Here is a 22513-nt window from a genome sequence, read left to right as displayed (position 1 = left end):
TACACGTTGACCACCACCGTGCAGGCACCGGGGTCCGAGGGTCGCAGGGCCCAGCCGGCCCCCCTTGGCCGTGTCATCTTCATCACCGCCGCCGCCGCGATGGGCGGCTTTCTCTTCGGCTACGACAGCTCGGTGATCAACGGAGCGGTCGAGGCCATCCGTGGCCGCTACGACATCGGCTCCGCCGCTCTGGCCCAGGTCGTCGCCATCGCCCTGATCGGCTCGGCCATCGGCGCGGCCATCGCCGGCCGGATCGCCGACCGCATCGGCCGCATCCGCGTCATGCAGATCGCCGCCGTGCTGTTCACGGTCAGCGCGGTCGGCTCGGCCCTTCCCTTCGCCCTGTGGGACCTGGCCGTCTGGCGGGTGCTCGGCGGCATCGGCATCGGCATGGCCTCCGTGATCGGCCCGGCCTACATAGCCGAGGTCGCCCCGCCCGCGTACCGGGGTCGTCTGGCCTCCTTCCAGCAGGCCGCGATCGTCGTCGGCATCGCCCTGTCCCAGCTCGTCAACTGGGGCATCCTCCACCTCGCCGACGGCGACCAGCGCGGCAAGATCGGCGGCATCGAGGCCTGGCAGTGGATGCTCGGCGTGATGGTCGTCCCGGCCGTGGTCTACGGCCTGCTGTCCTTCGCGATCCCCGAGTCGCCCCGCTTCCTGATCTCCGTCGGCAAGACCGACCGCGCCAAGGAGGTCCTGGCCCAGGTCGAGGGCGAGGGCGGTCATCTCGACGCGCGCGTCGCCCAGATCGAGCAGGCCATGCGCAGCGAGCACAAGTCCACCTTCAAGGACCTGCTCGGCGGCCGGTTCGGGCTGCTGCCCGTGGTCTGGATCGGTATCGGTCTCTCGGTCTTCCAGCAGCTCGTCGGTATCAACGTGGCGTTCTACTACTCCTCGACGCTGTGGCAGTCGGTGGGCGTCGACCCGAGCGGCTCGTTCTTCTACTCCTTCACCACGTCGATCATCAACATCATCGGCACCGTCATCGCGATGGTCTTCGTCGACAAGATCGGCCGCAGGCCGCTCGCGCTGATCGGCTCGGCCGGTATGGCGGTCTCGCTCGGGCTGGTGGCCTGGGCCTTCTCGGCGCACCTCGTCGACGGCAAGCTGCCGCACGCCCAGGGCGTCCTGGCCCTGATCGCCGCGCACGGCTTCGTCCTCTTCTTCGCCCTCTCCTGGGGCGTGGTGGTCTGGGTGCTGCTCGGCGAGATGTTCCCGAACAAGATCCGCGCCGCCGCGCTGGGCGTCGCCGCCTCCGCGCAGTGGATCGCCAACTGGGCCATCACCGCCAGCTTCCCCAGCCTGTCCGACTGGAACCTGTCGGCGACCTACATCATGTACACCGTCTTCGCCGCGCTCTCGATCCCCTTCATCCTCAAGTGGGTGCCGGAGACCAAGGGCAAGGCGTTGGAGGAGATGGGCTGACCCCCGGCCGGCCCGCTCCTCGTTCTTCGAGGGTTCTGCCCCGCCTCATCGTTTGAGGCGGGGCAGAACGCGTTCCGCGAACAGTCGCAGCGAGCGCCACCCCTCCTCCACGGGCATCCCGCCGCACAGCGGATGCAGCACCAGGCCCGCCGCCTCGCCGCCCTCCTCGGCCAGCGCCACGCACTCCTCGGGCGTGACGATGCGGTAGACGCCCTCGTCGCGCAGCGCCGCCACGTCCTCGGCGCCGGAGCGGACGGCGGAATGGGCGGTGCCGCCCGACTGCCAGGAGCCGTACGTCCGCGCCTCGTGCAGCAGATGCGAGCCGTACGCCGCCCAGGCCCGCTCCGGGTCCTCCGCGACATGCAGCAGCGAGGTCCGCGCGGTGGGCATCAGGCACCAGCCCGGCGTCCCGTACTCCGCGCGCCGGGCGTGGTAGTACGCCTCCAGCTCCGGCAGATGGGCGCTGGGGAAGAACGGCAGGCCCAGCCGGGCGGCGCGGCGCGCGGCGGCCTTGGAGCTGCCGCCGACCATCAGGGTCGGGTGCGGCCGGGTGTACGGGCGCGGGGTGACCCGCACGGTGCGGCCCCGGTACTCGAAGGGCTCGCCGGTCCAGGCCGCCAGCAGCGTCTCGAGCGCCTCGTCCTGGAGTGCGCCGCGCCGCTTCCACTCCCGGCCGAGCCCGGCGTACTCCTCGGGCCGGTAGCCGATGCCCGCCACCGTGACCAGCCGGCCGCCGCTCACCAGGTCGAGCACGGCGATGTCCTCGGCCAGCCGCAGCGGGTCGTAGAGCGGGGCGATCAGCGCGGAGACGGTGACCGCGATCCGCCGGGTGGAGCCGAGCACCGCGCCCGCGAAGGTCAGCGGGGAGGGCAGCCAGCCGTTGGCTGCGCCGTGGTGCTCCTCGGTCTGGATGGTGTCGATGCCCTGGTCGTCGGCGAACGCGGCCATGTCGACGGCCGCCCGGTAGCGCCGGGACAGGGACTCGGGTGTGGCGTCGGGAGCGACGAGGTTGAGCCGTACGACCGTGACGGGCATGGCGGAGGTCCCCCTTCGCGGTGGGCGGGCGAGCACGGTATCTGACGGGCCGTCAAATAAACAGGGAGCGGCCCCTTCGGACGCGGCCTCTTGGGACGGCCGGGCAGGGGCGGGGCGGATGACTCATGCGCCTGGGACACAGGGCGGCTGACCGTAGGGGCAGGCCCGGCGAACCGGGCGTCGATTCCCGCCCTTGCGCGGACACAACCCGCCGCTCTGCGGACACAAGCCGCCGCCTTGCGGACACGACCCGCCGCCGTGCGGACACCAGAGGAGGGGCCCGTGACCATCACGACGGGAGATCCGGCCATCACCGGATCCGACATCGACGACCTGGTCATCCGGGTGCGGCAGGCCGCCGGCGACACCGCGGAACTCGAAGCCGCCAAGGCGTCGCTCTTCGGCACGGCCGGCGCCGCCCCGCCCGACGCCCAGCTCATCCGGCAGCGGCTGCTGACCGTCGCCCTGCACCACGGCGGCGACCTGCTGGCCAAACTGCTCACCCGGCTCGGGCCGCGCGAGACCGCGGTGGTCCGCCGCTACGCCCACCGGCTCGGCCACTTCCTGGAGACCCTGGAGATCTGGTCCGCCAAGCCGATCATGCTCACGCTGATGCGGTTCGGGGTGCCCTACATCGAGGCCGAGTCGATCGCCGTCGCCATCCTGCTGATCGTCTGGTAGCGCGACCCCGGAGGACGGGGCACGGCGGGACGGAACGCGGGTACGGGTCAGTCACCGGTTCGAGTGGGCGCGGGCCCGGCCGCACTTCACCCGCCCCACCGCGGGTAGTGCTGGGACCGGGAGAACCGGAAGCCCGCCGAACCGCGGAAGCGGAGCACCGGAGCACGAGGAGGTTGTCAGATGACCCCATCCCGGACCCGCCAGACCCGCCGGACCCGCCGGACCTCTGTGATGACCGTGCTCGCCCTGCTCACCGGCGCCGTCGTGGCGACCGCCCCGGCGGCGCCGGCCACCGCGGCGCAGGCCGCGGCGTGGCGCCAGGCCGGGCACTTCGACACCACCAGCGCCTGTCGCAAGGCAGGCCGGAACGGGATGGACGCCCGCAAGTGGAGTGAGTACAAATGCCGCCGGGGCCACAGCGACCACTACATCACGCTGTGGGTCAGGGGGCGGGGCACCAGCCACACCGCCGGACCGGCCCCGGCTCCGCCGGCAAGCCCGCCCTCGGCCACCGCCCCGGCCCGGGGTTCCGGGATGGGATGAGACGCGCGGTCCAGCCCAAGGACCGAGCCGTACAGGCCGCCGCCGGGGTGTCGGCCCTGTTCGTGGTGGTCCTCGCGGGCTGGCTGGCCGGCCTGCTGCGGGTGAACGACCAATGGCCGGCCCCGTCCTACCCGCAGCCGCGCGGCACCGCCGTGCTGACCCGCGTGGCCGTGGGCGTCCCGGTCCTCGGCGTCGGGGTGCTGCTGCTGGCCGAGCGCTCCGCCCGCCGCTACGGCAGCGTCCTGCTGGTCGCCGGCGCGCTGTGGCTGCTGCCCTCGGCCGCCGCCGACCTGCTGGACCTGGCCGACCTGGGCTCGGCGGGCGCGGTGGCCCAGCTGCTGATCTCGGCCGCCGGGATCGCCTGCCGCCCGCTGACCGTCCTGCTGCTGCCGCTGTGGCTGTTCCCGCGCGGCTCGCAGCGCCGGTGGCAGTGGTGGGCGATGAGCGCCGGCGCCTCCGCCTACTGGCTGGGCTACGCCGCGCTCTGGCTGGTGAGCGAGCCGCTGGCCGGCTCGGTCCCCAACCCCGTCTTCGGCACCGCCTGGGGCCAGTGGGCCTTCGACCACCTCGACACCTACTCCACGGCGGAGGAGTGGGTGCTGCGCGCCGTGGCCACCGCGGTCACCTGCGCGCTGTGCTGCCGCGCCGCCGCCGCCCACGGCGCGGAGCGGCGCAACTGGGCGCTGCTGGCCGCCGCCTACCCGGCCTGTGTCTTCCTGCTGCTCGCGGAGTGGACCGAGGGCATGCCCACGATCGTGGCGCGCACCCTCGGCAGCGCCGTCTGGGCCGCCGCGATCTGCCTGGGCGTCGCACGCACCGGCATATGGCGGCTGGACCGCGTCACCAGCCACCGCCTCGCCCGCGCCTTCGTCCTCACCTCCCTCGCGGCGGTCGTCGTCTGCACGGTCGTCGCCGTCCAGGCCGGACTGCCCTCCCTGCGCGGCGGGACGATCAGCACCGCCGTCGGCTGCGCGCTGCTGCTCGGCTGGGCCCTGCGGCCGACCGTGCGCTGGCTGACGCTGCGCGTCGAGCGCGCCTTCTACGGGCCGCGCGCCCGCCCCCACGAGGCCGCCAGCGCCCTGGCCGTACGCCTCCAGCAGGCGCCCCACCCCGGCGAGGTGCCCCAGCACATCTGCCGCAGCGCGGTCGAGGACCTCGGCGTCTCCGGCGCCGCCGTCAGCGTCGACACCCGCGCAGGACCCCGGCGGCTGGCCGCCGCCGGGGCACCGCTGACCGGCCCGGTCCAGGCGTTCGTGCTGCGCCACCACGGCCGTACGGTCGGCCGCCTCGAAGTCGCCCGGGACGGCTTCGGCACCCCCGCGGAGCGCGACAGCGGCCTGCTCTCCCTCCTCGCCGACCAGGCCGCCCCGGCGCTCGCCGCGCTGCGCCTGGCCGAGGAGGCCCAGGCCGCCCGCGAGCGGCTGGTGCTCGCCCGCGAAGAGGAACGCCGCCGGCTGCGGCGCGAGATCCACGACGGCCTCGGCCCCCAGCTCGCCGCCGTACGGCTGCGCCTGGACATCGCCCAGACCACCTGCCCGCCCGGGCACCCGGCCCGCCACCAGCTGCGCGAGGCCGCCGAGACCCTCGCCGAGGCCCTGGTCGAGGTGCGGCGGATCACCTCGGGGCTGGCCCCCGCCGCCCTGGCCGATCGCGGCCTGGCCAAGGCGGTACGGGACCTGGCGCGGCGGCTGGGCGGCGCCGGGCCCCGGGTGACGGTGGCCACCCGCCCGACCGCGCTGCCGCCGCTGTCACCCGGCGTGGAGACGGCCGCCTACCGGATCTCGGCCGAGTCGCTGACCAACGCGGTGCGGCACGCGCGGGCCCGGCAGGTCAGGATCGAGCTCACCGCGGGCCCCGACACGCTCGAGGTCAAGGTCACCGACGACGGGAGCGGGCTGCGGCGCGGCGCCGTGCCCGGCGTGGGGCTGGCCTCCGTGGCGGAGCGGGCCGAGGAGATCGGCGGCTCCTGCTCGGTGACCGGGTCCGCGACGGGCACGGTGGTGCACGCGATCCTGCCGCTCGCCGGGCCGGGGGAGGCCGACCCGCCCGCCGAGGAGAGCGCCGACCATGACGGCGCCGGCCATGAAGCGGCCGTTCACGCCGTACCCGAAGAGCACGGCCACGGCCGCGACCACGGAGAGGGGGTGCCGGGCCGGTGACGGCGGCGGGAGGGCCACAGTGGCGCGTCCTGCTCGTGGACGACCATCCGCTGTTCCGCGAGGGCCTGGCGGCCGCGGTCAACCTGGACGAGGCGTTCGCCGTGGTCGGCCAGGCCGCGTCCGCGGAGGAGGCGGTCACCGAGGCCGCGCGTACCGAGCCCGACCTGGTGGTCATGGACCTCGGGCTGCCCGGCCGGTCCGGCACGGAGGCCACCCGGCGGATCCTGTGCGCCCACCCGGACGCCCGGGTGGTCGTCATGACCATGTCCGAGGACGACGACAGCCTGCTCGCGGCCATGCGCGCCGGCGCCCGCGGGTATCTCCTCAAGGGCGCGGGCCGGGACGAGATCCTGCGCGCCCTGCACACCGTGGCGCGCGGCGGCGCGGTCTTCAGCCCGCGCATGGCCGAGCGGCTCGGCTCCCTGCTGGGCTCCTTCGGCACCGCCTCGGCCAAGGAGGCGTTCCCCACCCTCACCGCCCGCGAGCGCGAGGTCCTGGAGCTGCTGGCGGTCGGGCTCGGCTACCGACAGATCGCCCAGCGGCTGGTGGTCACGGACAAGACCGTGCGCAACCACGTCGGGTCCATTTTCGCCAAGCTCCAGGTCCGCGACCGCGCCCAGGCGATCGTCCGGGCCCGTGAGGCCGGGCTCGGAGGTGAATGACGCCCCGCACCGCGTTGGCTGATACTGGGTGCGTTATGGAACAAGTCATCCTTGCTGTAGTCATCGCTGTGATCGCGCTCGCCGCGGTCAGCGGGCTCGTGATCGGCAGCCGCAAGAAGAAGCGGCTGCCCCCGGCCCCGCCGAGCAGCCCGTCGGTCACCGCGCCGCCCGCCGAGCCGCAGGTCGGCGAGGAGGCGGAAACCACGCTGGAGGAACCGCGCAGATCCATCGAAGAGGTGGATCTCCCGGTCACCGAGGCACCGCCCGCACCCACCGTGCCCGCACAGCCGGCGGCGCCCGCGATCGAGGTGCCCGAGCCCACCGCCGGCCGGCTGGTGCGGCTGCGGGCCCGGCTGTCCCGCTCCCAGACCACCCTGGGCAAGGGGCTGCTCACCCTGCTGTCCCGTGAGCACCTCGACGACGAGACCTGGGAGGAGATCGAGGACACCCTGCTGACCGCCGATGTCGGCGTCACACCGACGCAGGAGCTGGTGGAGCGACTGCGCGAGCGGGTCAAGGTGCTCGGCACCCGCACCCCCGAGGACCTGCGCGGCCTGCTGCGCACGGAGCTGCTCCAGCTGATCGGCACCGAGGCCGACCGCACCGTGCACACCGAGAGCGGCGTGGGCGCGAACGGCGAGGAGAAGCCGGGCGTGGTCATGGTCGTCGGGGTCAACGGCACCGGTAAGACCACCACCACCGGCAAGCTCGCGCGGGTCCTGGTCGCCGACGGCAAGTCGGTGGTCCTGGGCGCGGCCGACACCTTCCGCGCGGCGGCCGCCGATCAGCTCCAGACCTGGGGCGAGCGGGTCGGCGCCCGCACCGTCCGGGGCCCCGAGGGCGGCGACCCGGCCTCGGTCGCCTTCGACGCGGTCAAGGAGGGCATCGCCGAGGCCGCGGACGTCGTGCTCGTCGACACCGCCGGCCGGCTGCACACCAAGACCGGCCTGATGGACGAGCTCGGCAAGGTCAAGCGGGTCGTGGAGAAGCACGGCGCGGTGGACGAGGTGCTGCTGGTGCTGGACGCCACCACCGGGCAGAACGGCCTGGTGCAGGCGCGGGTCTTCGCGGAGGTCGTGGACATCACCGGCATCGTGCTCACCAAGCTGGACGGCACCGCCAAGGGCGGCATCGTGATCGCGGTGCAGCGCGAGCTGGGCGTGCCGGTGAAACTGGTGGGCCTGGGAGAGGGCGCGGACGACCTCGCGCCGTTCGAGCCGGAGGCCTTCGTCGACGCCCTGATCGGCGACTGACCGCCCGCCATCTCCCCCCATCCGCCCCCACGCGCTTCAGGCGCCCTGAGACCTTCCCAGGGCGCCTGAAGCGTTTCGCGTCTTCGGGGACGGCACCGCAGAAGCGTTTCCGCCGGTATGGCTTCAGGAGGGGGCCGATCAGCCGCCCGCGCGATGGGCGGCGTACGCCAGCGTGCCCAGCAGCAGCCGCGCGTGCGGCGGCCGGCCCGCCTCGTCCAGTACCGGCGGGCGCAGCCAGCGGACGGGGCCGAGCCCGCCGAGGTCGCTGGGCGGGGCCGTGATGTGGTCGCCGGGCCCCAGACAGCGCAGGTCAAGACCGGCGTCGTCCCAGCCCATGCGGTAGAGCAGCTGCGGCAGCTGCTCGGCGGCGCCGGGGGCGACGAAGAACTGGGCGCGGCCGTGCGGCGTGGCGGTCACCGGGCCGAGCGGCAGTCCCATGCGCTCCAGCCGGACCAGCGCGAGCCGCCCCGCCTGCTCGGCGACCTCCAGCACGTCGAACGAGGTGCCCACGGGCAGCAGCACCGCGGCCCCCGGGACCTGCTCCCAGGCCGCCGTGGCGTCGTCCAGGGTGGCGCCCGCCGGGACGGCGGAGGCGAAGGCGAGGGGGTGCGCGCCGGGGGCGGCGCAGTCGGCCGCGCCGCATGAACATTCGTTTCTGCTGCCGTTCGCGCCGCGGGCCGCGCGGGCGCCCGGCACCACGTCCCACCCCCACAGGCCGGTGTACTCCGCCACCGTCGTGCACTCGGACGTACGGCTGCGGCGCCGCGCGCCCGGCCGCATGTCCCGGATGCCGCCGATCGTGAAGTCCATGCCCCCTCCAACGGGTCGACCTGTCGATGGTTACGAATCGAATGACGAAGAGAAGCGGCTCCGTGGCGCTCCGTAGCCGGATGCGGCACCACCGGTGCTGCTGCGGCTGCGGTGCGGTGGTGTGGCGGTGCAAGGGGTGGTGAGACGCTGTGCGCGCGCCCCGGTGTGCACCCTTCCACCTGTTTCCGGATGCCCGGTGTCAAGTGAATCGCGTGAATCGCCGGTGGCGTTCATTCGAAGGGGTGGCGAATGGTGGCGTTTCAGCGAACTTCCTCGCCGGAGGCGTGATCGTAAGATTACTTTCAGTGCATGACCCCCCGTCTCCCGTGATTGATGCGGCGGATCGCGGGGACAACCGACCGTGACAGAAGGCATTCTGGTCGCGGTGCGAGCGGAATCGTGGGATGGGGGCATTCCAGTGGGCGACAACGGCGGCGGTGCTGACAAGCGTCCCAACGCGCAGTTGGGTTCGTGGTTCGTGCGCAGCGGCTGGTCAAAAGGCGAGCTCGCGCGCCAAGTGAACCGCAGAGCACGCCAGTTGGGCGCCCACCACATCAGCACCGACACCTCGCGGGTGCGCCGCTGGCTCGACGGCGAGCAGCCGCGCGAGCCCATTCCGCAAATCCTCTCCGAGCTGTTCTCCGACCGCTTCGGCTGCGTGGTCGGAATCGAGGACCTCGGGCTGCGCACCGCCCATCGGTCACCGTCCGTGTCAGGCGTCGACCTGCCCTGGGCCGGTCCGGAGACCGTCGCGCTGATCGGCGAGTTCTCGCGCAGCGACCTGATGCTCGCCCGGCGCGGCTTCCTCGGCACCTCCCTCGCGCTGTCGGCGGGCCCCGCCCTGATCGAGCCCATGCAGCGCTGGCTGGTGCCCTCCCCCTCCGGTCGGCCCGGCGGCCGCACCCAGCCGGAGGCGGGCCGCTCCCGGCGGGTCTCCCGGCTCTCCGAGCCCGAGCTGGAGCTGCTGGAGTCCACCATCGTGATGTTCCGGAAGTGGGACGCCCAGTGCGGCGGCGGGCTCCGCCGCAAGGCGGTGGTGGGCCAGCTCCACGAGGTGACGGACCTGCTTCAGGAGCCGCACCCCGAGCCCGTCTCCAAGCGGCTCTTCAAGGTCGCGGGCGAACTGGCCGAGCTCGCCGGGTGGATGAGCTACGACATCGGGCTCCAGCCCACCGCCCAGAAGTACTTCGTCCTCGCCCTCCACGCGGCGAAGGAGTCCGGGGACCGGCCCCTGGGCTCGTACATCCTCTCCAGCATGAGCCGCCAGATGATCCATGTGGGGCGGCCGGAGGACGCGCTGGAGCTGGTCCACCTCGCCCAGTACGGCAGCCGGGAGAGCGCGACGCCGCGGACCCAGGCCATGCTGTATGCGATGGAGGCCCGCGCGTACGCCAATATGGGCCAGCCCAGCAAGTGCCACCGGGCCGTGAAGATGGCCGAGGACACCTTCGCCGAGAGCGTCGCGGGCGACGGGGACCCGGACTGGATCCGCTTCTTCTCCGAGGCCGAGCTCAACGCGGAGAACGCGCACTCGTACCGCGACCTCGCCTATGTCGCCGGCCGCAGCCCCACCTACGCCAAGCTGGCCGACCCCGTGATGCGCCGCGCGGTCGACCTCTTCGGCCAGGAGGCGGCCCAGGACGGCGGGCATCAGCGTTCGTATGCGCTCAACCTGATCGGCCTGGCCACCGTCCACCTGCTCCAGAAGGAGCCCGAGGAATGCGCGGCGGTCGCCGAGAAGGCCGTGCCGCTCGCCCGCCGGGTGCGCTCCGAGCGGGTCAGCAACCGGCTGCGCAAGACCGTGGACACGGCGATGCGCGACTTCGGAAGCGTTCCGGAGGTCGTTCAGCTCGGCGAGCGGCTCGCCGACCACCTGTCCGACGGGCCCGACGCGACGGAGGCGGCCCGGGCCGTCTGAGCCCCCCGCCCATGGTCGCGAGACGGTAACAAGGCCCTCCGGCCGTCCAGTGCCAGTTCATCCGTACGTAACACTCCCGCGCCCTTCGTCACTGCCGTGAAACATCGAGCGGCATCGACTGAAACGGCGCTGCGCCAACCTCGTGGCGAAAACCGGCCCACCTGAGTTCTGCCCGCACGGGCCGTCATTTCGAGGAGACGTCCACATTGAATGGCGCAAATACCGCGTTCGTATTGATCAGCGCCGCGCTCGTGATGCTGATGACCCCCGGCCTGGCCTTCTTCTACGGCGGCATGGTCCGGGTGAAGAGCGCCCTGAACATGCTGATGATGTCCTTCATCGCCCTGGGCGTCGTCAGCCTCCTGTGGGTGCTGTTCGGCTACTCCCTCACCTTCGGTGACGACATCGGCGGCGGGCTGCTGGGCAATCTGGACCACATCGGCTTCAAGGGCATCAACCCCGAGTCGCTGTGGGGCACCAAGCCCGACGCGATCCCGGTATTGGCCTTCGCCTTCTTCCAGCTGATGTTCGCGGTCATCACCCCCGCGCTGATCAGCGGTGCGGTCGCCGACCGGGTCAAGTTCGGCGCCTGGACGCTGTTCATCACCCTGTGGGTCACCGTCGTCTACTTCCCGGTCGCCCACTGGGTCTGGCAGGCCGACGGCTGGCTGTTCAAGAAGGAAGTCATCGACTTCGCGGGCGGCACGGCGGTCCACATCAACGCGGGCGCGGCCGGTCTCGCCGTGGCCCTGGTCCTCGGCAAGCGCATCGGTTTCAAGAAGGACCCGATGCGGCCGCACAACCTCCCCCTGGTGATGCTGGGCTCCGGTCTGCTGTGGTTCGGCTGGTTCGGCTTCAACGCCGGTTCCGCGCTCGCCGCCAACGGCACCGCCGCCAACATGGCGTTCAACACCCAGATCGCCACCGGCGTCGCGATGCTCGGCTGGCTCGCCTACGAGCGCATCCGGCACGGCGCGTTCACCACGCTGGGCGCGGCCTCCGGCGCCGTCGCGGGCCTCGTCGCCATCACCCCCTCCGGTGCGGCCGTCAACGCCTGGGGCGCGATCATCATCGGCCTCGTCGCGGGCGTCGTCTGCTCCTGGGCGGTCAGCCTGAAGTACAAGCTGGGCTACGACGACTCGCTCGACGTGGTCGGCGTGCACCTGGTCGGCGGCATCCTGGGCACCCTCCTGGTCGGCCTGCTCGCCACCGACGGCGTCGGCGGCCTGGACCAGCTGGGCAAGCAGGCGCTCGGCGCCTTCACGGTCCTGATCTACTCGTTCGTCGTCTCCTGGATCCTCGCCAAGGCGATCGACGTCACCATCGGCCTCCGGGCCACCGAGGACGAAGAGGTCGGCGGCCTCGACCAGGCCTACCACGCCGAGACGGCCTACGACTTCAGCGCCGTCGGAGGCGCGCACGTGGGGCGTTCTACGGTGTCCTCCATCCAGGACGAGACCGGCGCGGGCGCGCCGCAGAACAAGAAGGTGGACGCGTGAAGCTCATCACCGCGGTCGTCAAGCCCCACCGGCTGGACGAGATCAAGGAAGCCCTGCAGGCCTTCGGGGTGCACGGCCTGACCGTCACCGAGGCCAGCGGCTACGGCCGCCAGCGCGGCCACACCGAGGTCTACCGGGGCGCCGAGTACACCATCGACCTGGTGCCCAAGGTCCGTATCGAGGTGCTGGTCGAGGACGACGACGCCGACGACCTCATCGAGGTCGTGGTCAAGTCGGCCCGCACCGGCAAGATCGGGGACGGCAAGGTGTGGAGCGTCCCCGTCGACACCGCGGTGCGGGTCCGGACCGGCGAGCGCGGCCCCGACGCGCTCTGAGCCACCCCACGGTCCGGACGTCCTTCCCTGTGATCAAGGAGCCGAGTTGACGGAAAACGTCGAGACGAAGACGGAGACGACCGACTCGGCGCCCGGCGGCTATGCGGCGGCCCGACTGCGACTCCTCCAGGAGGAGTCGCGGTCCGGGCCGCCGCGCCGTACCGCCCTCGCCGAACTCACCGACCAGTGGCTGGCCGCGCTGCTGGCCGGCGGGGCACAGGAGGCCGGCCTCGCGAAGGGCGCCCAGGGCTCCCCGGGCGCCGAGGGCATCCAGGGCGTCGCCCTGGTGGCGGTCGGCGGATACGGGCGCGGCGAGCTGTCCCCGCGCAGCGACCTGGACGTGCTGCTGCTCCACGACGGCTCCGCGGACGCCTCGGCCATCGCCACGCTCGCGGACCGCGTCTGGTACCCGGTGTGGGACATGGGCCTGGCCCTCGACCACTCCGTACGCACCCCCGACCAGGCCCGCAAGACCGCGGGCGAGGACCTGAAGGCACACCTCGGCCTGCTGGACGCCCGGCACATCGCGGGCGACGCCGCGCTCACCGCGGGGCTGCGCACCGCGGCGCTCGCCGACTGGCGGGCCCAGGCCTCGAAGCGCCTGCCCGAGCTGCGCGAACTGGGCCAGGAGCGCGCCCGGCGCCACGGCGAGCTCCAGTTCCTGCTGGAACCGGACCTCAAGGAGGCGCGCGGCGGGCTGCGCGACGCGACGGCGCTGCGCGCCATCGCCGCGTCCTGGCTCGCCGACGCCCCGCGCGAGGGCCTCGCCGAGGCCCGCCGGCAGCTGCTCGACGTGCGCGACGCGCTGCACCTGACCACCGGGCGGGCCACCGACCGGCTCGCGCTCCAGGAGCAGGACCAGGTCGCGGCCGAGCTCGGCCTGCTGGACGCCGACACGCTGCTGCGCCAGGTGTACGAGTCGGCCCGGACCATCTCCTACGCGAGCGATGTCACCTGGCGCGAGGTCGAGCGGGTGTTGCGCGCCCGGTCCTCCCGGCCGCGGCTGCGCGGGCTCCTCGGCGGCCGAGGGCGGGGCGGCTCCGGGTCCGGCGCCGCGGACGCGGGGGAGCGCAGCCCGCTCGCCGAGGGCGTCGTCGAGCAGGACGGCGAGGTGGTGCTGGCGCGCGCCGCGCGCCCCGAGCGCGACCCGGTCCTGCCGCTGCGGGCCGCGGCCGCCGCCGCCCAGGCCGGGCTGCCGCTGTCGCTGCACGCCGTACGCCGCCTGGCCGCCGCCGCGCAGCCCCTGCCCGTACCGTGGCCGCCCGAGGCCAGGGAACAGCTGGTCACGCTGCTCGGCGCGGGCGAGTCCACCGTCGGGGTCTGGGAGGACCTGGAGGCCGAGGGGCTGATCACCCGGCTGCTGCCGGACTGGGAGCGGGTGCGCTGCCGCCCCCAGCGCAACCCTGTGCACCGCTGGACCGTCGACCGCCACCTCGTCGAGACCGCGGTGCGGGCCAGCGCCCTGAGCCGCCGCGTCGGCCGTCCCGACCTGCTGCTGGTCGCCGCGCTGCTGCACGACATCGGCAAGGGCTGGCCCGGGGACCACTCGGTCGCGGGCGAGACCATCGCCCGGGACGTGGCGTCCCGGATCGGCTTCGACCGCGCCGACGTCGCCGTCCTGGCCACCCTGGTCCGCCACCACCTGCTGCTCATCGAGACCGCCACCCGCCGCGACCTGGACGACCCCGCCACCGTGCGCTCGGTCGCCGAGGCCGTCGGCTCCCCCGCCACCCTGGAGCTGCTGCACGCCCTTACCGAGGCCGACGCGCTTGCCACCGGCCCCGCGGCCTGGAGCGCCTGGCGCGGCTCGCTCGTCGCCGACCTGGTCAAGCGGGTCGCGGCGGTCCTGGCCGGGGAACCGGCGGCGGATCCGTCCGTGCCCCAGCAGACCACCGCCGAGCAGGAGCGTCTGGCGATCGAGGCCTGGCGCACCGGCGGCCCCGTGCTGGCCCTGCACGCGCGCTCGGAGGCGCTGCCGCCGGGGAGCCGGGCCGACGGCACCCCCGAGGCCGCCGGACAGGCCGGGGCGGGCGAGGGGCCCGGCGTGGAGACCGGTGCGGAGACCGGCGCGGAGCCCATCGGCGTCGAGCTGCTGATCGCCGTCCCCGACCAGCCCGGCGTGCTGCCCGCGGCGGCGGGCGTGCTGGCGCTGCACCGGCTGACCGTACGGGCGGCGGACCTGCGCGCCGTCGAGCTGCCCGGGGAGCTGACCGGGGCGGAGCCTCGCCGGCCGGTATCCGCGGCGGGGCCCGGCGTGCTGCTGCTGAGCTGGCGGGTGGCCGCGGAGTACGGCTCGCTGCCGCAGGCCGCGCGGCTGCGCAAGGACCTGGTACGGGCCCTGGACGGCTCGCTCGACATAGTGGCCCGGCTCGCGGAGCGCGAGGCCGCGTACCGCAAATACCCGCGCCGCCGCGGTGTGCACGCCCCGCCACCGCGGGTGACCGTGGCGCCCGGCAGCTCCCAGCTCGCCACGGTGATCGAGGTGCGCGCCCAGGACGCCCCGGGGCTGCTGCACCGCATCGGCCGCGCGCTGGAGGACGCGGGGGTGACGGTGCGCAGCGCCCACGTCAGCACGCTGGGCGCCAACGCGGTGGACGCCTTCTACGTCACGGACGCCTCCGGCACCCCGCTCCAGCCGATGCGCGCGGCGGAGGTGGCCCAGCAGGTCGAGCGTGCGCTGAGCGCGTAGCGCCCCGGAGACCCCCGCGACGGCGCTGCCCCTCGGACGCGCCGCCTTCCCGGCATTCCGGCCTGTCCGGGGTGCTGCCCAGCGGTGGCGGGGAGAGCGACCACCGGGGTCCGGGGCGGAGCCCCGGTTTCGGGAAGGGGCGGGGAGGGGTCAAGGCCCCGCGGGGCGCGGCACCGGCCCGGGGGGCAGACCGTTCGGGCGGCGGGCGGATACCCTTGGAGGCCGACCGCCGACCCGACATCCGAGCGAAGGATTCGCGACCACCGTGTTCGATACCCTCTCCGACCGCCTCGCAGCGACTTTCAAGAACCTCCGGGGCAAGGGCCGCCTCTCCGAGGCGGACATCGACGCCACGGCGCGTGAAATCCGGATCGCCCTGCTCGAGGCGGACGTCGCGCTTCCCGTCGTCCGGGCCTTCATCAAGCAGATCAAGGAGCGGGGGCTCGGCGCCGAGGTCTCCCAGGCGCTGAACCCCGCCCAGCAGGTCATCAAGATCGTCAACGAGGAGCTGGTCGGCATCCTCGGCGGCGAGACCCGCCGCCTCCGCTTCGCCAAGCAGCCGCCGACCGTGATCATGCTCGCGGGCCTTCAGGGTGCCGGTAAGACCACGCTCGCCGGAAAGCTCGGCCGCTGGCTGAAGGGGCAGGGCCACGCGCCGCTGCTGGTCGCGTGTGACCTCCAGCGACCCAACGCCGTCAACCAGCTCTCGGTGGTCGCCGAGCGGGCCGGTGTCGCGGTCTACGCCCCGGAGCCGGGCAACGGCGTGGGCGACCCGGTGAAGGTGGCCAAGGACTCGGTCGAGTTCGCCAGGACCAAGCAGCACGACGTGGTGATCGTCGACACCGCCGGCCGCCTCGGCATCGACCAGGAGCTGATGCAGCAGGCCGCGGACATCCGCGACGCGGTCAGCCCCGACGAGATCCTCTTCGTCGTCGACGCGATGATCGGCCAGGACGCGGTGAACACCGCCGAGGCGTTCCGCGACGGCGTCGGCTTCGACGGCGTGGTGCTCTCCAAGCTCGACGGCGACGCGCGCGGCGGTGCCGCGCTGTCCATCGCGCATGTCACCGGCCGTCAGATCATGTTCGCCTCCAACGGCGAGAAGCTGGACGACTTCGACGCGTTCCACCCGGACCGCATGGCGTCCCGCATCCTGGGCATGGGCGACATGCTCAGCCTGATCGAGAAGGCCGAGCAGACCTTCAGCCAGCAAGAGGCCGAGAAGATGGCGGCCAAGCTGGCGAAGGGCCCCAAGGAGTTCACCCTCGACGACTTCCTGTCGCAGATGGAGCAGGTCCGCAAGATGGGCTCCATCTCCAAGCTGCTCGGCATGCTGCCGGGCATGGGCCAGATCAAGGACCAGATCAACAACCTCGACGAGCGGGACGTGGACCGCACCGCCGCGATCATCAAGTCGATGACCCCGGGCGAGCGCCAGGACCCGACCATCATCAACGGCTCGCGCCGCGCCCGTATCGCGCGCGGATCCGGCGTCGAGGTGAGCGCGGTCAAGAACCTGGTGGAGCGGTTCTTCGACGCGCGCAAGATGATGTCGAAGATGGCCCAGGGCGGGATGCCCGGCATGCCGGGCATCCCCGGCATGGGTGGTGGCGCCGCCAAGCGCAAGGGCAAGCCGCAGAAGAAGGTCAAGGGCAAGCAGCGCTCGGGCAACCCGATGAAGCGCAAGGCCGACGAGCAGGCCGCCGCGGCCCGTCGCGAGCAGGCGGGGCAGCCGGGCGGCGCGTTCGGCCTGCCCGCCGGCCAGGGCGGGCAGGACTTCGAACTGCCCGACGAGTTCAAGAAGTTCATGGGCTGAGCGGGACGCGAGGGCCGGGCGGGCCGAGGGGCCCGCGGGCCCTCACACCCGCGCGATCAGATAGCGCAGCACGTTCTCCATCCACACCGTGCCGTCCTGGCGCCGGTACGGATGGAGCGCCTCGGTGATCTCCTTGCGCACCTGGACGGCGTCGGTGGCCCGCTCCGCCGCGTCGAACAGCCCGGTCGACAGCAGCCCGCGCACCGCGCTGTCCATATCGGCGTATCCGAAAGGGCAGGCCACCCGGCCCGAACCGTCGGGCCGCAGCCCGGCCCGCTGGGCGAGGCGCTCCAGGTCGTCCCGGCCGCAGGGCCGCCAGCGGGCAGGGGAGCACATGGGGTCGGCCAGCCGCGCGCCCACCCGAAGCACCGCGGAGGTGGCGCACCGCTCCGGTGGGCCCCAGCCGGCCAGGACGACCGGGCTGCCGGGTTCGGCGAGGGCGGCGGCCGCGGTCAGCCGCTCGGCCAGGGCATCGGCGCCGCCGTCTGTTCCGAGGGCCGACAGCGGCTCGAAGGCGGTGACCACGGTGAAGCCGCTCGCCGCCGTCGCAGTCGCCGCCGTCAGGACGCTCTCCAGGCCGCCGTCGCCCAGCCGCTCGCGGGCGAGCGCCAGGCGCTCCTCGTCCGGGTCCACCCCGCAGACCGCGGCGCCGCGCGTCGCCGCCAGAAGGAGGGCCAGTCCCGAGCCACAGCCCAGGCCCAGCAGCCGGGTCCCGGCGCCCACCTCCAGCCGCTCGTACACGGCCTCGTACAGCGGCACCAGCATCCGTTCCTGTATCTCCGCCCAGTCGCGGGCGCGGGTGCGCGGTGGCGCCGTGTGCGATGGGGCGGGGTGCGGGGGGTACGGGAGGTGTTGCCGTACGAGCGTAGATGCCATGGAATGCGCCCCAATCCGACGAGAGCAGAGCAGTGTCATGAGCCCAGGCCTGTGTCACCGTTGTGCGCCGCGCGATCCACCCCCGTAGGCCAGGGAACTGCGCATCCGTCCGCGCGTCCAGAGCTTTCGCGGCCATGCTTGCGTGCCCCGGTTGTGCGCCCCCCCGGCGCGGGCCCTTGAAAACGAGCCCTTGGAACGGCCCCTGAAAAAAGCGGCCCTCACCAAACAGATTCACGGTTGGGCGCGCCGTCGCCGTACGATCGGCGCCATGGCGAAGGCTCCCGTTCTCACCCCCCAGGCGGAGGATTTTCCGCGCTGGTACCAGGATCTGATCAACAAGGCCGAGCTGGCCGACAACGGCCCGGTGCGCGGCACCATGGTCATCCGACCGTACGGCTACGGGCTCTGGGAGCGGATGCAGCAGGACATGGACGCCCGCATCAAGGCCGAGGGCGTGCAGAACGCGTACTTCCCGCTCTTCATCCCGCAGTCGTATCTGACCAAGGAAGCGGAGCACGTCGAGGGTTTCGCGCCCGAGCTCGCCATCGTCACCCACGGCGGCGGCAAGAAGCTCGAGGAGCCCGTGGTCGTCCGGCCCACCTCCGAGACGATCATCAACGAGTACTTCTCGAAGTGGGTGCAGAGCTACCGCGATCTGCCGCTGCTGATCAACCAGTGGGCCAATGTGGTGCGTTGGGAGCTGCGGCCGCGGCTGTTCCTGCGCACCTCCGAGTTCCTGTGGCAGGAGGGGCACACCGCCCACGCCACGTTCGAGGACGCCCGCGACTTCGCCGCCCGTATCCACCGGCACGTCTACGCGGACTTCATGGAGAACGTGCTGGCCATGGATGTCGTCCTGGGCCGCAAGACGGCCAAGGAGCGCTTCGCGGGCGCCATCAACACCCTCACCCTGGAAGGGATGATGGGCGACGGCAAGGCGCTACAGCTGGGCACCAGCCACGAGCTGGGCCAGAACTTCGCGCGGGCCTTCAACACCCAGTTCCTGTCCAAGGAAGGCAAGCAGGAGCTGGTCTGGCAGACCTCCTGGGGCAGCACCACCCGCATGATCGGCGCACTGGTGATGATGCACGGCGACGACAGCGGGCTGCGCGTTCCGCCGCGGCTGGCTCCCGTCCAGGTCGTCGTGCTGGCCATCAAGGGCGACGAGGCGGTGCTGGCCAAGGTCCGCGAGATCGGCGACCGGCTGGCGGCGGCCGGGGTGCGGGTCCGGGTCGACGACCGTACGGACACCCCGTTCGGCCGTCGCGCCGTGGACTGGGAGCTCAAGGGCGTGCCGGTGCGGGTCGAGGTCGGCCCGCGCGACCTGGAGGGCGGCACCGCGATGGTGGCGCGGCGGATTCCGGGCGGCAAGGAGCCGGTGAGCCTGGACGCGCTGCCGGATCTGCTGCCGAAGGTCCTGGAGGAGGACCAGGCGCTGCTGCTGCGCCAGGCGCGGGAGCGGCGCGAGTCCCGGACCGTGGGCGTGCGGACCGTGGAGGAGGCCGCCGAGGCCGCGGCGGCGGGCGGCTGGGCGCGGATCCGGTGGGCGGACCTCGGCCCGGAGGGGGAGGCGGCCCTCGCCGAGCAGGCCGTGTCCGTGCGGTGCCTGGTGGCCGAGGACGGGTCGGTGCCGGACGCGGATGATGCGCCCGGTAACGTCGCCTTTGTCGCGCGCGCTTACTGAGGAGGGCCCGGGGCGAGCGGGCGGGGCGTTACGTACCGCCTTGGTGCGCGGTGGGTGGCTCATCCACACATTTGCGCACCCGCCCTCCTCGGGGCGCATCAGCGCTGAACTGACTGGTACGTGCAAAATATTTGCGATGCCCCGGAATCGGAACACCGGGCGCTCCCCGCTCGTTATCACGACGTGAGCACGACACCACCTGTACTCGCCGCAGAGCTGGCGCAGGCGTGGGCCGATATTCAACGGCACCACCCCGAGCTGCCGGATCTCGCCGCGCCCGAATCGCTGATCGGAGAGTCGTCGTCCGCATGTGGCGCCGAGCTCTCCTTCGAACGGCTGCTGCACGAGGCAGTCCATGGCATCGCCGCGGCGCGAGGTGTCCGTGACACCTCGCGCGCCGGCCGCTATCACAACCGCCGATTCCTGGCCATCGCCGAGGAGCTGGGGCTGGACCATTCCGATGAGCCGCATCCGAGCAGCGGCTTCTCCCTGGTCACGCTCAGTCCCGAGGCGAGAAGGCGCTATCGGACGACCATCGACCGGCTCCAGCGCGCCCTCAAGGCGCACACCGTCGCGACCGCCGCCGACACCACCCGCACCTTCCGCGGGCCGGCCGCCCGGCATGGTTCGTCCGGCGGTGGGGTCCGTGTGAAGGCGGTCTGCGACTGCGGGCGCAATGTCCGCGTCGTGCCGTCGGTGCTGGCCCAGGCGCCGATCATGTGCGGGGGGTGCGGAAAGCCGTTCCGTATCCCGGAGCCGGTGGCCGCGGTCGGCTGAGCCGGTGCGGTGTGGCACAATGGTCAGCTGTACTCGACAGCCGACCAGGACCCCTCTCTCCTCCGGCTGACGCGTCCATCGGGCACTCGGGTACCGCAACCCCACGCGGCACTTCGCGGTGCTCAATCACGTCAAGACCAGGAGACACCACTCCCGTGGCAGTCAAGATCAAGCTGAAGCGTCTGGGCAAGATCCGTTCGCCTCACTACCGCATCGTCGTCGCCGACTCCCGTACCCGCCGTGACGGCCGGGCCATCGAGGAGATCGGTCTGTACCACCCGGTGCAGAACCCCTCGCGCATCGAGGTCGACTCGGAGCGTGCGCAGTACTGGCTGGGTGTCGGCGCGCAGCCGACCGAGCCGGTGCTCGCCATCCTGAAGGTCACCGGCGACTGGCAGAAGTTCAAGGGCCTGCCCGCCCCGGCCCCGATGCTCGTCGCCGAGCCGAAGGCCGACAAGCGCGCCCTGTTCGAGGCCGCCGCCAAGGACAGCGGCGCCGAGCCGAAGGGTGAGGCGATCACCCCGAAGGCGAAGAAGTCCGAGAAGAAGTCGGACGAGGCGGCCGCTGACGCGGCGGCCGAGTCGACCGCGTCGACCGAGGCCTGAGCATGCTCGAGGAGGCCCTCGAGCACCTGGTGAAGGGCATCGTCGACAACCCCGACGAAGTGCAGGTCGCCTCGCGCAACCTGCGGCGCGGGCAGGTGCTGGAGGTCCGGGTGCACCCCGACGATCTCGGCAAGGTGATCGGCCGTAACGGCCGCACCGCCCGCGCCCTGCGCACCGTCGTGGGCGCCATCGGCGGCCGTGGTATCCGCGTCGACCTCGTCGACGTGGACCAGGTTCGCTGAGCAGCGTCAAGAAGAGCACCGGCACGGGCCGGGGAGGGCTATGGGCCGTCCCCGGCCCGTGTGCGTGAAGGGAACTGGGAACAGTGCAGTTGGTTGTGGCGCGGATCGGCCGCGCCCACGGCATCAAGGGTGAGCTCACCGTCGAGGTGCGCACCGACGAGCCGGAGCTTCGGCTCGGCCCGGGTGCCGTTCTGGCCACCGAGCCCGCCTCCGTCGGGCCGCTGACCATCGAGACCGGCCGGGTGCACAGCGGCCGCCTGCTGCTGCGCTTCACGGGGGTCGCGGACCGCACGGCTGCCGAGGCGCTGCGCGGCACCCTGCTCATCGCGGAGGTCGATCCCGAGGAGACTCCTGAGGACCCCGAGGAGTTCTACGACCATCAGCTGATCGACCTGGACGTGGTCACGGTCGACGGCACGGAGGTCGGCCGGATCGCGGAGATCTCCCATCTGCCGTACCAGGACCTGCTGATCGTCCGGCGGCCCGACGGCAGCGATGTGATGATCCCCTTTGTCTCCGAGGTGGTGCCGGAGATCGATCTCGAGGAGCAGCGCGCCGTCATCGACCCGCCGCCCGGACTGCTCGACGAGACCGAGGCCGAGGTCGCCCGCGGCGAGGGCGGCGCCGAGCGCGGGGGCGCATGATGCGGCTGGACGTCGTCACGATCTTTCCGGAGTATCTGGAGCCGCTGAACGTCTCGCTGGTCGGCAAGGCGCGCGCCCGGGGACAGCTGGATGTACGCGTCCATGATCTGCGCGGCTGGACGCACGACCGGCACAACACCGTCGACGACACCCCGTACGGCGGCGGGCCCGGCATGGTCATGAAGCCCGAGCCGTGGGGCGAGGCGCTGGACGCGATCATCGAGTCGGGGAGCGGTGGACAGAACGCGGGGGACGGCGAGCCGGAGGGCACCGGAGGCGGGGCGGCGGAGCTGCCCGCGCTGGTCGTGCCCACCCCGAGCGGCCGCCCGTTCACCCAGGCCCTCGCCGTCGAGCTCGCCGAGCGCCCCTGGCTGGTCTTCACCCCGGCCCGCTACGAGGGCATCGACCGCCGGGTGATCGACGAGTACGCCGAGCGGCTGGATGTGTACGAGATCTCCATCGGCGACTATGTGCTGGCCGGCGGGGAGGCCGCGGTTCTGGTGATCACGGAGGCCGTGGCCCGGCTGCTGCCCGGGGTGCTGGGCAACGCCGAGTCGCACCGCGACGACTCCTTCGCCCCCGGCGCGATGGCCGATCTGCTGGAGGGGCCCGTCTACACCAAGCCGCCGGAGTGGCGCGGCCGGGGCATCCCGGAGGTGCTGCTCAGCGGCCACCACGGCAACGTCGCGCGCTGGCGCCGGGACGAGGCGTTCCGCCGCACCAGCCGCAACCGCCCGGACCTCATAGCGCGCTGCGACCCAACGGCGCTGGACAAGCACGACCGGAGGCTCCTGGCGGAACTGGGCTGGGAGGAAACGTCAGTGAGCGAGCCCAAGGGCGCGCCGCTGTCGAAAGGGCTG

General features: G+C 72.9%; 19 protein-coding genes and 1 pseudogene. 17 read left to right on the top strand and 3 right to left on the bottom strand.

Annotated features, from left to right (window positions below):
- The first annotated feature begins 6 nt into the window (after positions 1–6).
- Positions 7–1425, top strand: coding sequence for a sugar porter family MFS transporter (locus ACH4S9_RS42735; RefSeq protein WP_311727811.1), 1419 nt, complete (start codon positions 7–9; stop codon positions 1423–1425).
- A gap of 45 nt (positions 1426–1470) precedes the next feature.
- Here ACH4S9_RS42735 and ACH4S9_RS42730 read toward each other — a convergent pair whose 3' ends face one another.
- Positions 1471–2460, bottom strand: coding sequence for an LLM class flavin-dependent oxidoreductase (locus ACH4S9_RS42730; protein WP_361186643.1), 990 nt, complete (start codon positions 2458–2460; stop codon positions 1471–1473).
- A 282-nt stretch (positions 2461–2742) separates the two neighbouring features.
- On the opposite strand from ACH4S9_RS42730, the gene ACH4S9_RS42725 reads away from it, so the two are divergent.
- The 5 genes from ACH4S9_RS42725 to ftsY all read left to right on the top strand — a co-directional run bounded on the left by ACH4S9_RS42725 (position 2743) and on the right by ftsY (position 7758).
- Entirely contained in the window at positions 2743–3141 is a 399-nt protein-coding gene (locus ACH4S9_RS42725) for a hypothetical protein (protein ID WP_311727809.1), read from the top strand.
- Positions 3142–3321: 180 nt separating this feature from the next.
- Positions 3322–3684: a hypothetical protein gene (locus ACH4S9_RS42720; protein WP_398377039.1), complete on the top strand. Its 363-nt coding sequence runs from the start codon at positions 3322–3324 to the stop codon at positions 3682–3684.
- The gene (locus ACH4S9_RS42715; RefSeq protein ID WP_398377037.1) at positions 3681–5843 is read left to right on the top strand and encodes a histidine kinase; all 2163 of its coding nucleotides are present in this window, start codon (positions 3681–3683) and stop codon (positions 5841–5843) included. The genes ACH4S9_RS42720 and ACH4S9_RS42715 overlap by 4 nt, the downstream gene beginning before the upstream one ends.
- Positions 5840–6505, top strand: coding sequence for a response regulator transcription factor (locus tag ACH4S9_RS42710; RefSeq protein ID WP_311727806.1), 666 nt, complete (start codon positions 5840–5842; stop codon positions 6503–6505). Before ACH4S9_RS42715 ends, ACH4S9_RS42710 begins: the two co-directional genes overlap by 4 nt.
- 35 nt (positions 6506–6540) lie before the next feature.
- Positions 6541–7758, top strand: coding sequence for a signal recognition particle-docking protein FtsY (gene ftsY, locus ACH4S9_RS42705; protein WP_311727805.1), 1218 nt, complete (start codon positions 6541–6543; stop codon positions 7756–7758).
- A gap of 138 nt (positions 7759–7896) precedes the next feature.
- Here ftsY and ACH4S9_RS42700 read toward each other — a convergent pair whose 3' ends face one another.
- A complete protein-coding gene (locus ACH4S9_RS42700) occupies positions 7897–8568 on the bottom strand; it encodes a bifunctional DNA primase/polymerase (RefSeq protein ID WP_358847611.1) in 672 nt (223 codons plus the stop codon).
- Between the two features lie 418 nt (positions 8569–8986).
- Here ACH4S9_RS42700 and ACH4S9_RS42695 point away from each other — a divergent pair, with 418 nt between their 5' ends.
- From ACH4S9_RS42695 to ffh, 5 genes are all read left to right on the top strand, one after another.
- Positions 8987–10486 carry a hypothetical protein gene (locus ACH4S9_RS42695; protein WP_311727845.1) on the top strand — a complete coding sequence of 500 codons (1500 nt, stop codon included), beginning with the start codon at positions 8987–8989 and terminating at the stop codon, positions 10484–10486.
- Between the two features lie 206 nt (positions 10487–10692).
- Positions 10693–11985, top strand: coding sequence for an ammonium transporter (locus ACH4S9_RS42690; RefSeq protein ID WP_311727803.1), 1293 nt, complete (start codon positions 10693–10695; stop codon positions 11983–11985).
- Positions 11982–12320, top strand: a complete 339-nt coding sequence (locus ACH4S9_RS42685) for a P-II family nitrogen regulator (RefSeq protein ID WP_014176070.1) — start codon at positions 11982–11984, stop codon at positions 12318–12320. Before ACH4S9_RS42690 ends, ACH4S9_RS42685 begins: the two co-directional genes overlap by 4 nt.
- Positions 12321–12366: 46 nt before the next feature.
- Positions 12367–15009: a [protein-PII] uridylyltransferase gene (locus tag ACH4S9_RS42680; protein ID WP_398377036.1), complete on the top strand. Its 2643-nt coding sequence runs from the start codon at positions 12367–12369 to the stop codon at positions 15007–15009.
- A 265-nt stretch (positions 15010–15274) separates the two neighbouring features.
- Positions 15275–16825, top strand: a complete 1551-nt coding sequence (ffh, locus tag ACH4S9_RS42675; RefSeq protein ID WP_311727800.1) for a signal recognition particle protein — start codon at positions 15275–15277, stop codon at positions 16823–16825.
- 42 nt (positions 16826–16867) lie between these two features.
- Here ffh and ACH4S9_RS42670 read toward each other — a convergent pair whose 3' ends face one another.
- Positions 16868–17701, bottom strand: coding sequence for a methyltransferase domain-containing protein (locus ACH4S9_RS42670; protein WP_311727799.1), 834 nt, complete (start codon positions 17699–17701; stop codon positions 16868–16870).
- 268 nt (positions 17702–17969) lie between these two features.
- Here ACH4S9_RS42670 and proS point away from each other — a divergent pair, with 268 nt between their 5' ends.
- From proS to trmD, 6 genes and pseudogenes are all read left to right on the top strand, one after another.
- Complete coding sequence (gene proS, locus ACH4S9_RS42665) at positions 17970–19385, top strand: proline--tRNA ligase (RefSeq protein WP_398377033.1); 1416 nt, start codon at positions 17970–17972, stop codon at positions 19383–19385.
- A gap of 183 nt (positions 19386–19568) precedes the next feature.
- Positions 19569–20162: a hypothetical protein gene (locus ACH4S9_RS42660; protein WP_311727797.1), complete on the top strand. Its 594-nt coding sequence runs from the start codon at positions 19569–19571 to the stop codon at positions 20160–20162.
- Positions 20163–20317: 155 nt separating this feature from the next.
- The gene (rpsP, locus tag ACH4S9_RS42655; RefSeq protein WP_311727796.1) at positions 20318–20767 is read left to right on the top strand and encodes a 30S ribosomal protein S16; all 450 of its coding nucleotides are present in this window, start codon (positions 20318–20320) and stop codon (positions 20765–20767) included.
- Positions 20768–20769: 2 nt separating this feature from the next.
- Positions 20770–21009 (top strand): RNA-binding protein, encoded by a 240-nt coding sequence (locus ACH4S9_RS42650; protein WP_030011889.1) that lies wholly within the window; start codon positions 20770–20772, stop codon positions 21007–21009.
- 83 nt (positions 21010–21092) lie between these two features.
- The gene (rimM, locus tag ACH4S9_RS42645) at positions 21093–21653 is read left to right on the top strand and encodes a ribosome maturation factor RimM (protein ID WP_311727795.1); all 561 of its coding nucleotides are present in this window, start codon (positions 21093–21095) and stop codon (positions 21651–21653) included.
- Positions 21653–22492: pseudogene (gene trmD / locus ACH4S9_RS42640) on the top strand (tRNA (guanosine(37)-N1)-methyltransferase TrmD); the annotation flags it as partial. The gene rimM and the pseudogene trmD, both read left to right, overlap by 1 nt.
- Positions 22493–22513 lie beyond the last annotated feature (21 nt).

The organism is Streptomyces sp. NPDC021225 (genome assembly GCF_044332865.1).
Classification (GTDB): Bacteria; Actinomycetota; Actinomycetes; order Streptomycetales; family Streptomycetaceae; genus Streptomyces.
This window is presented reverse-complemented; position numbering and strand designations above follow the sequence as displayed.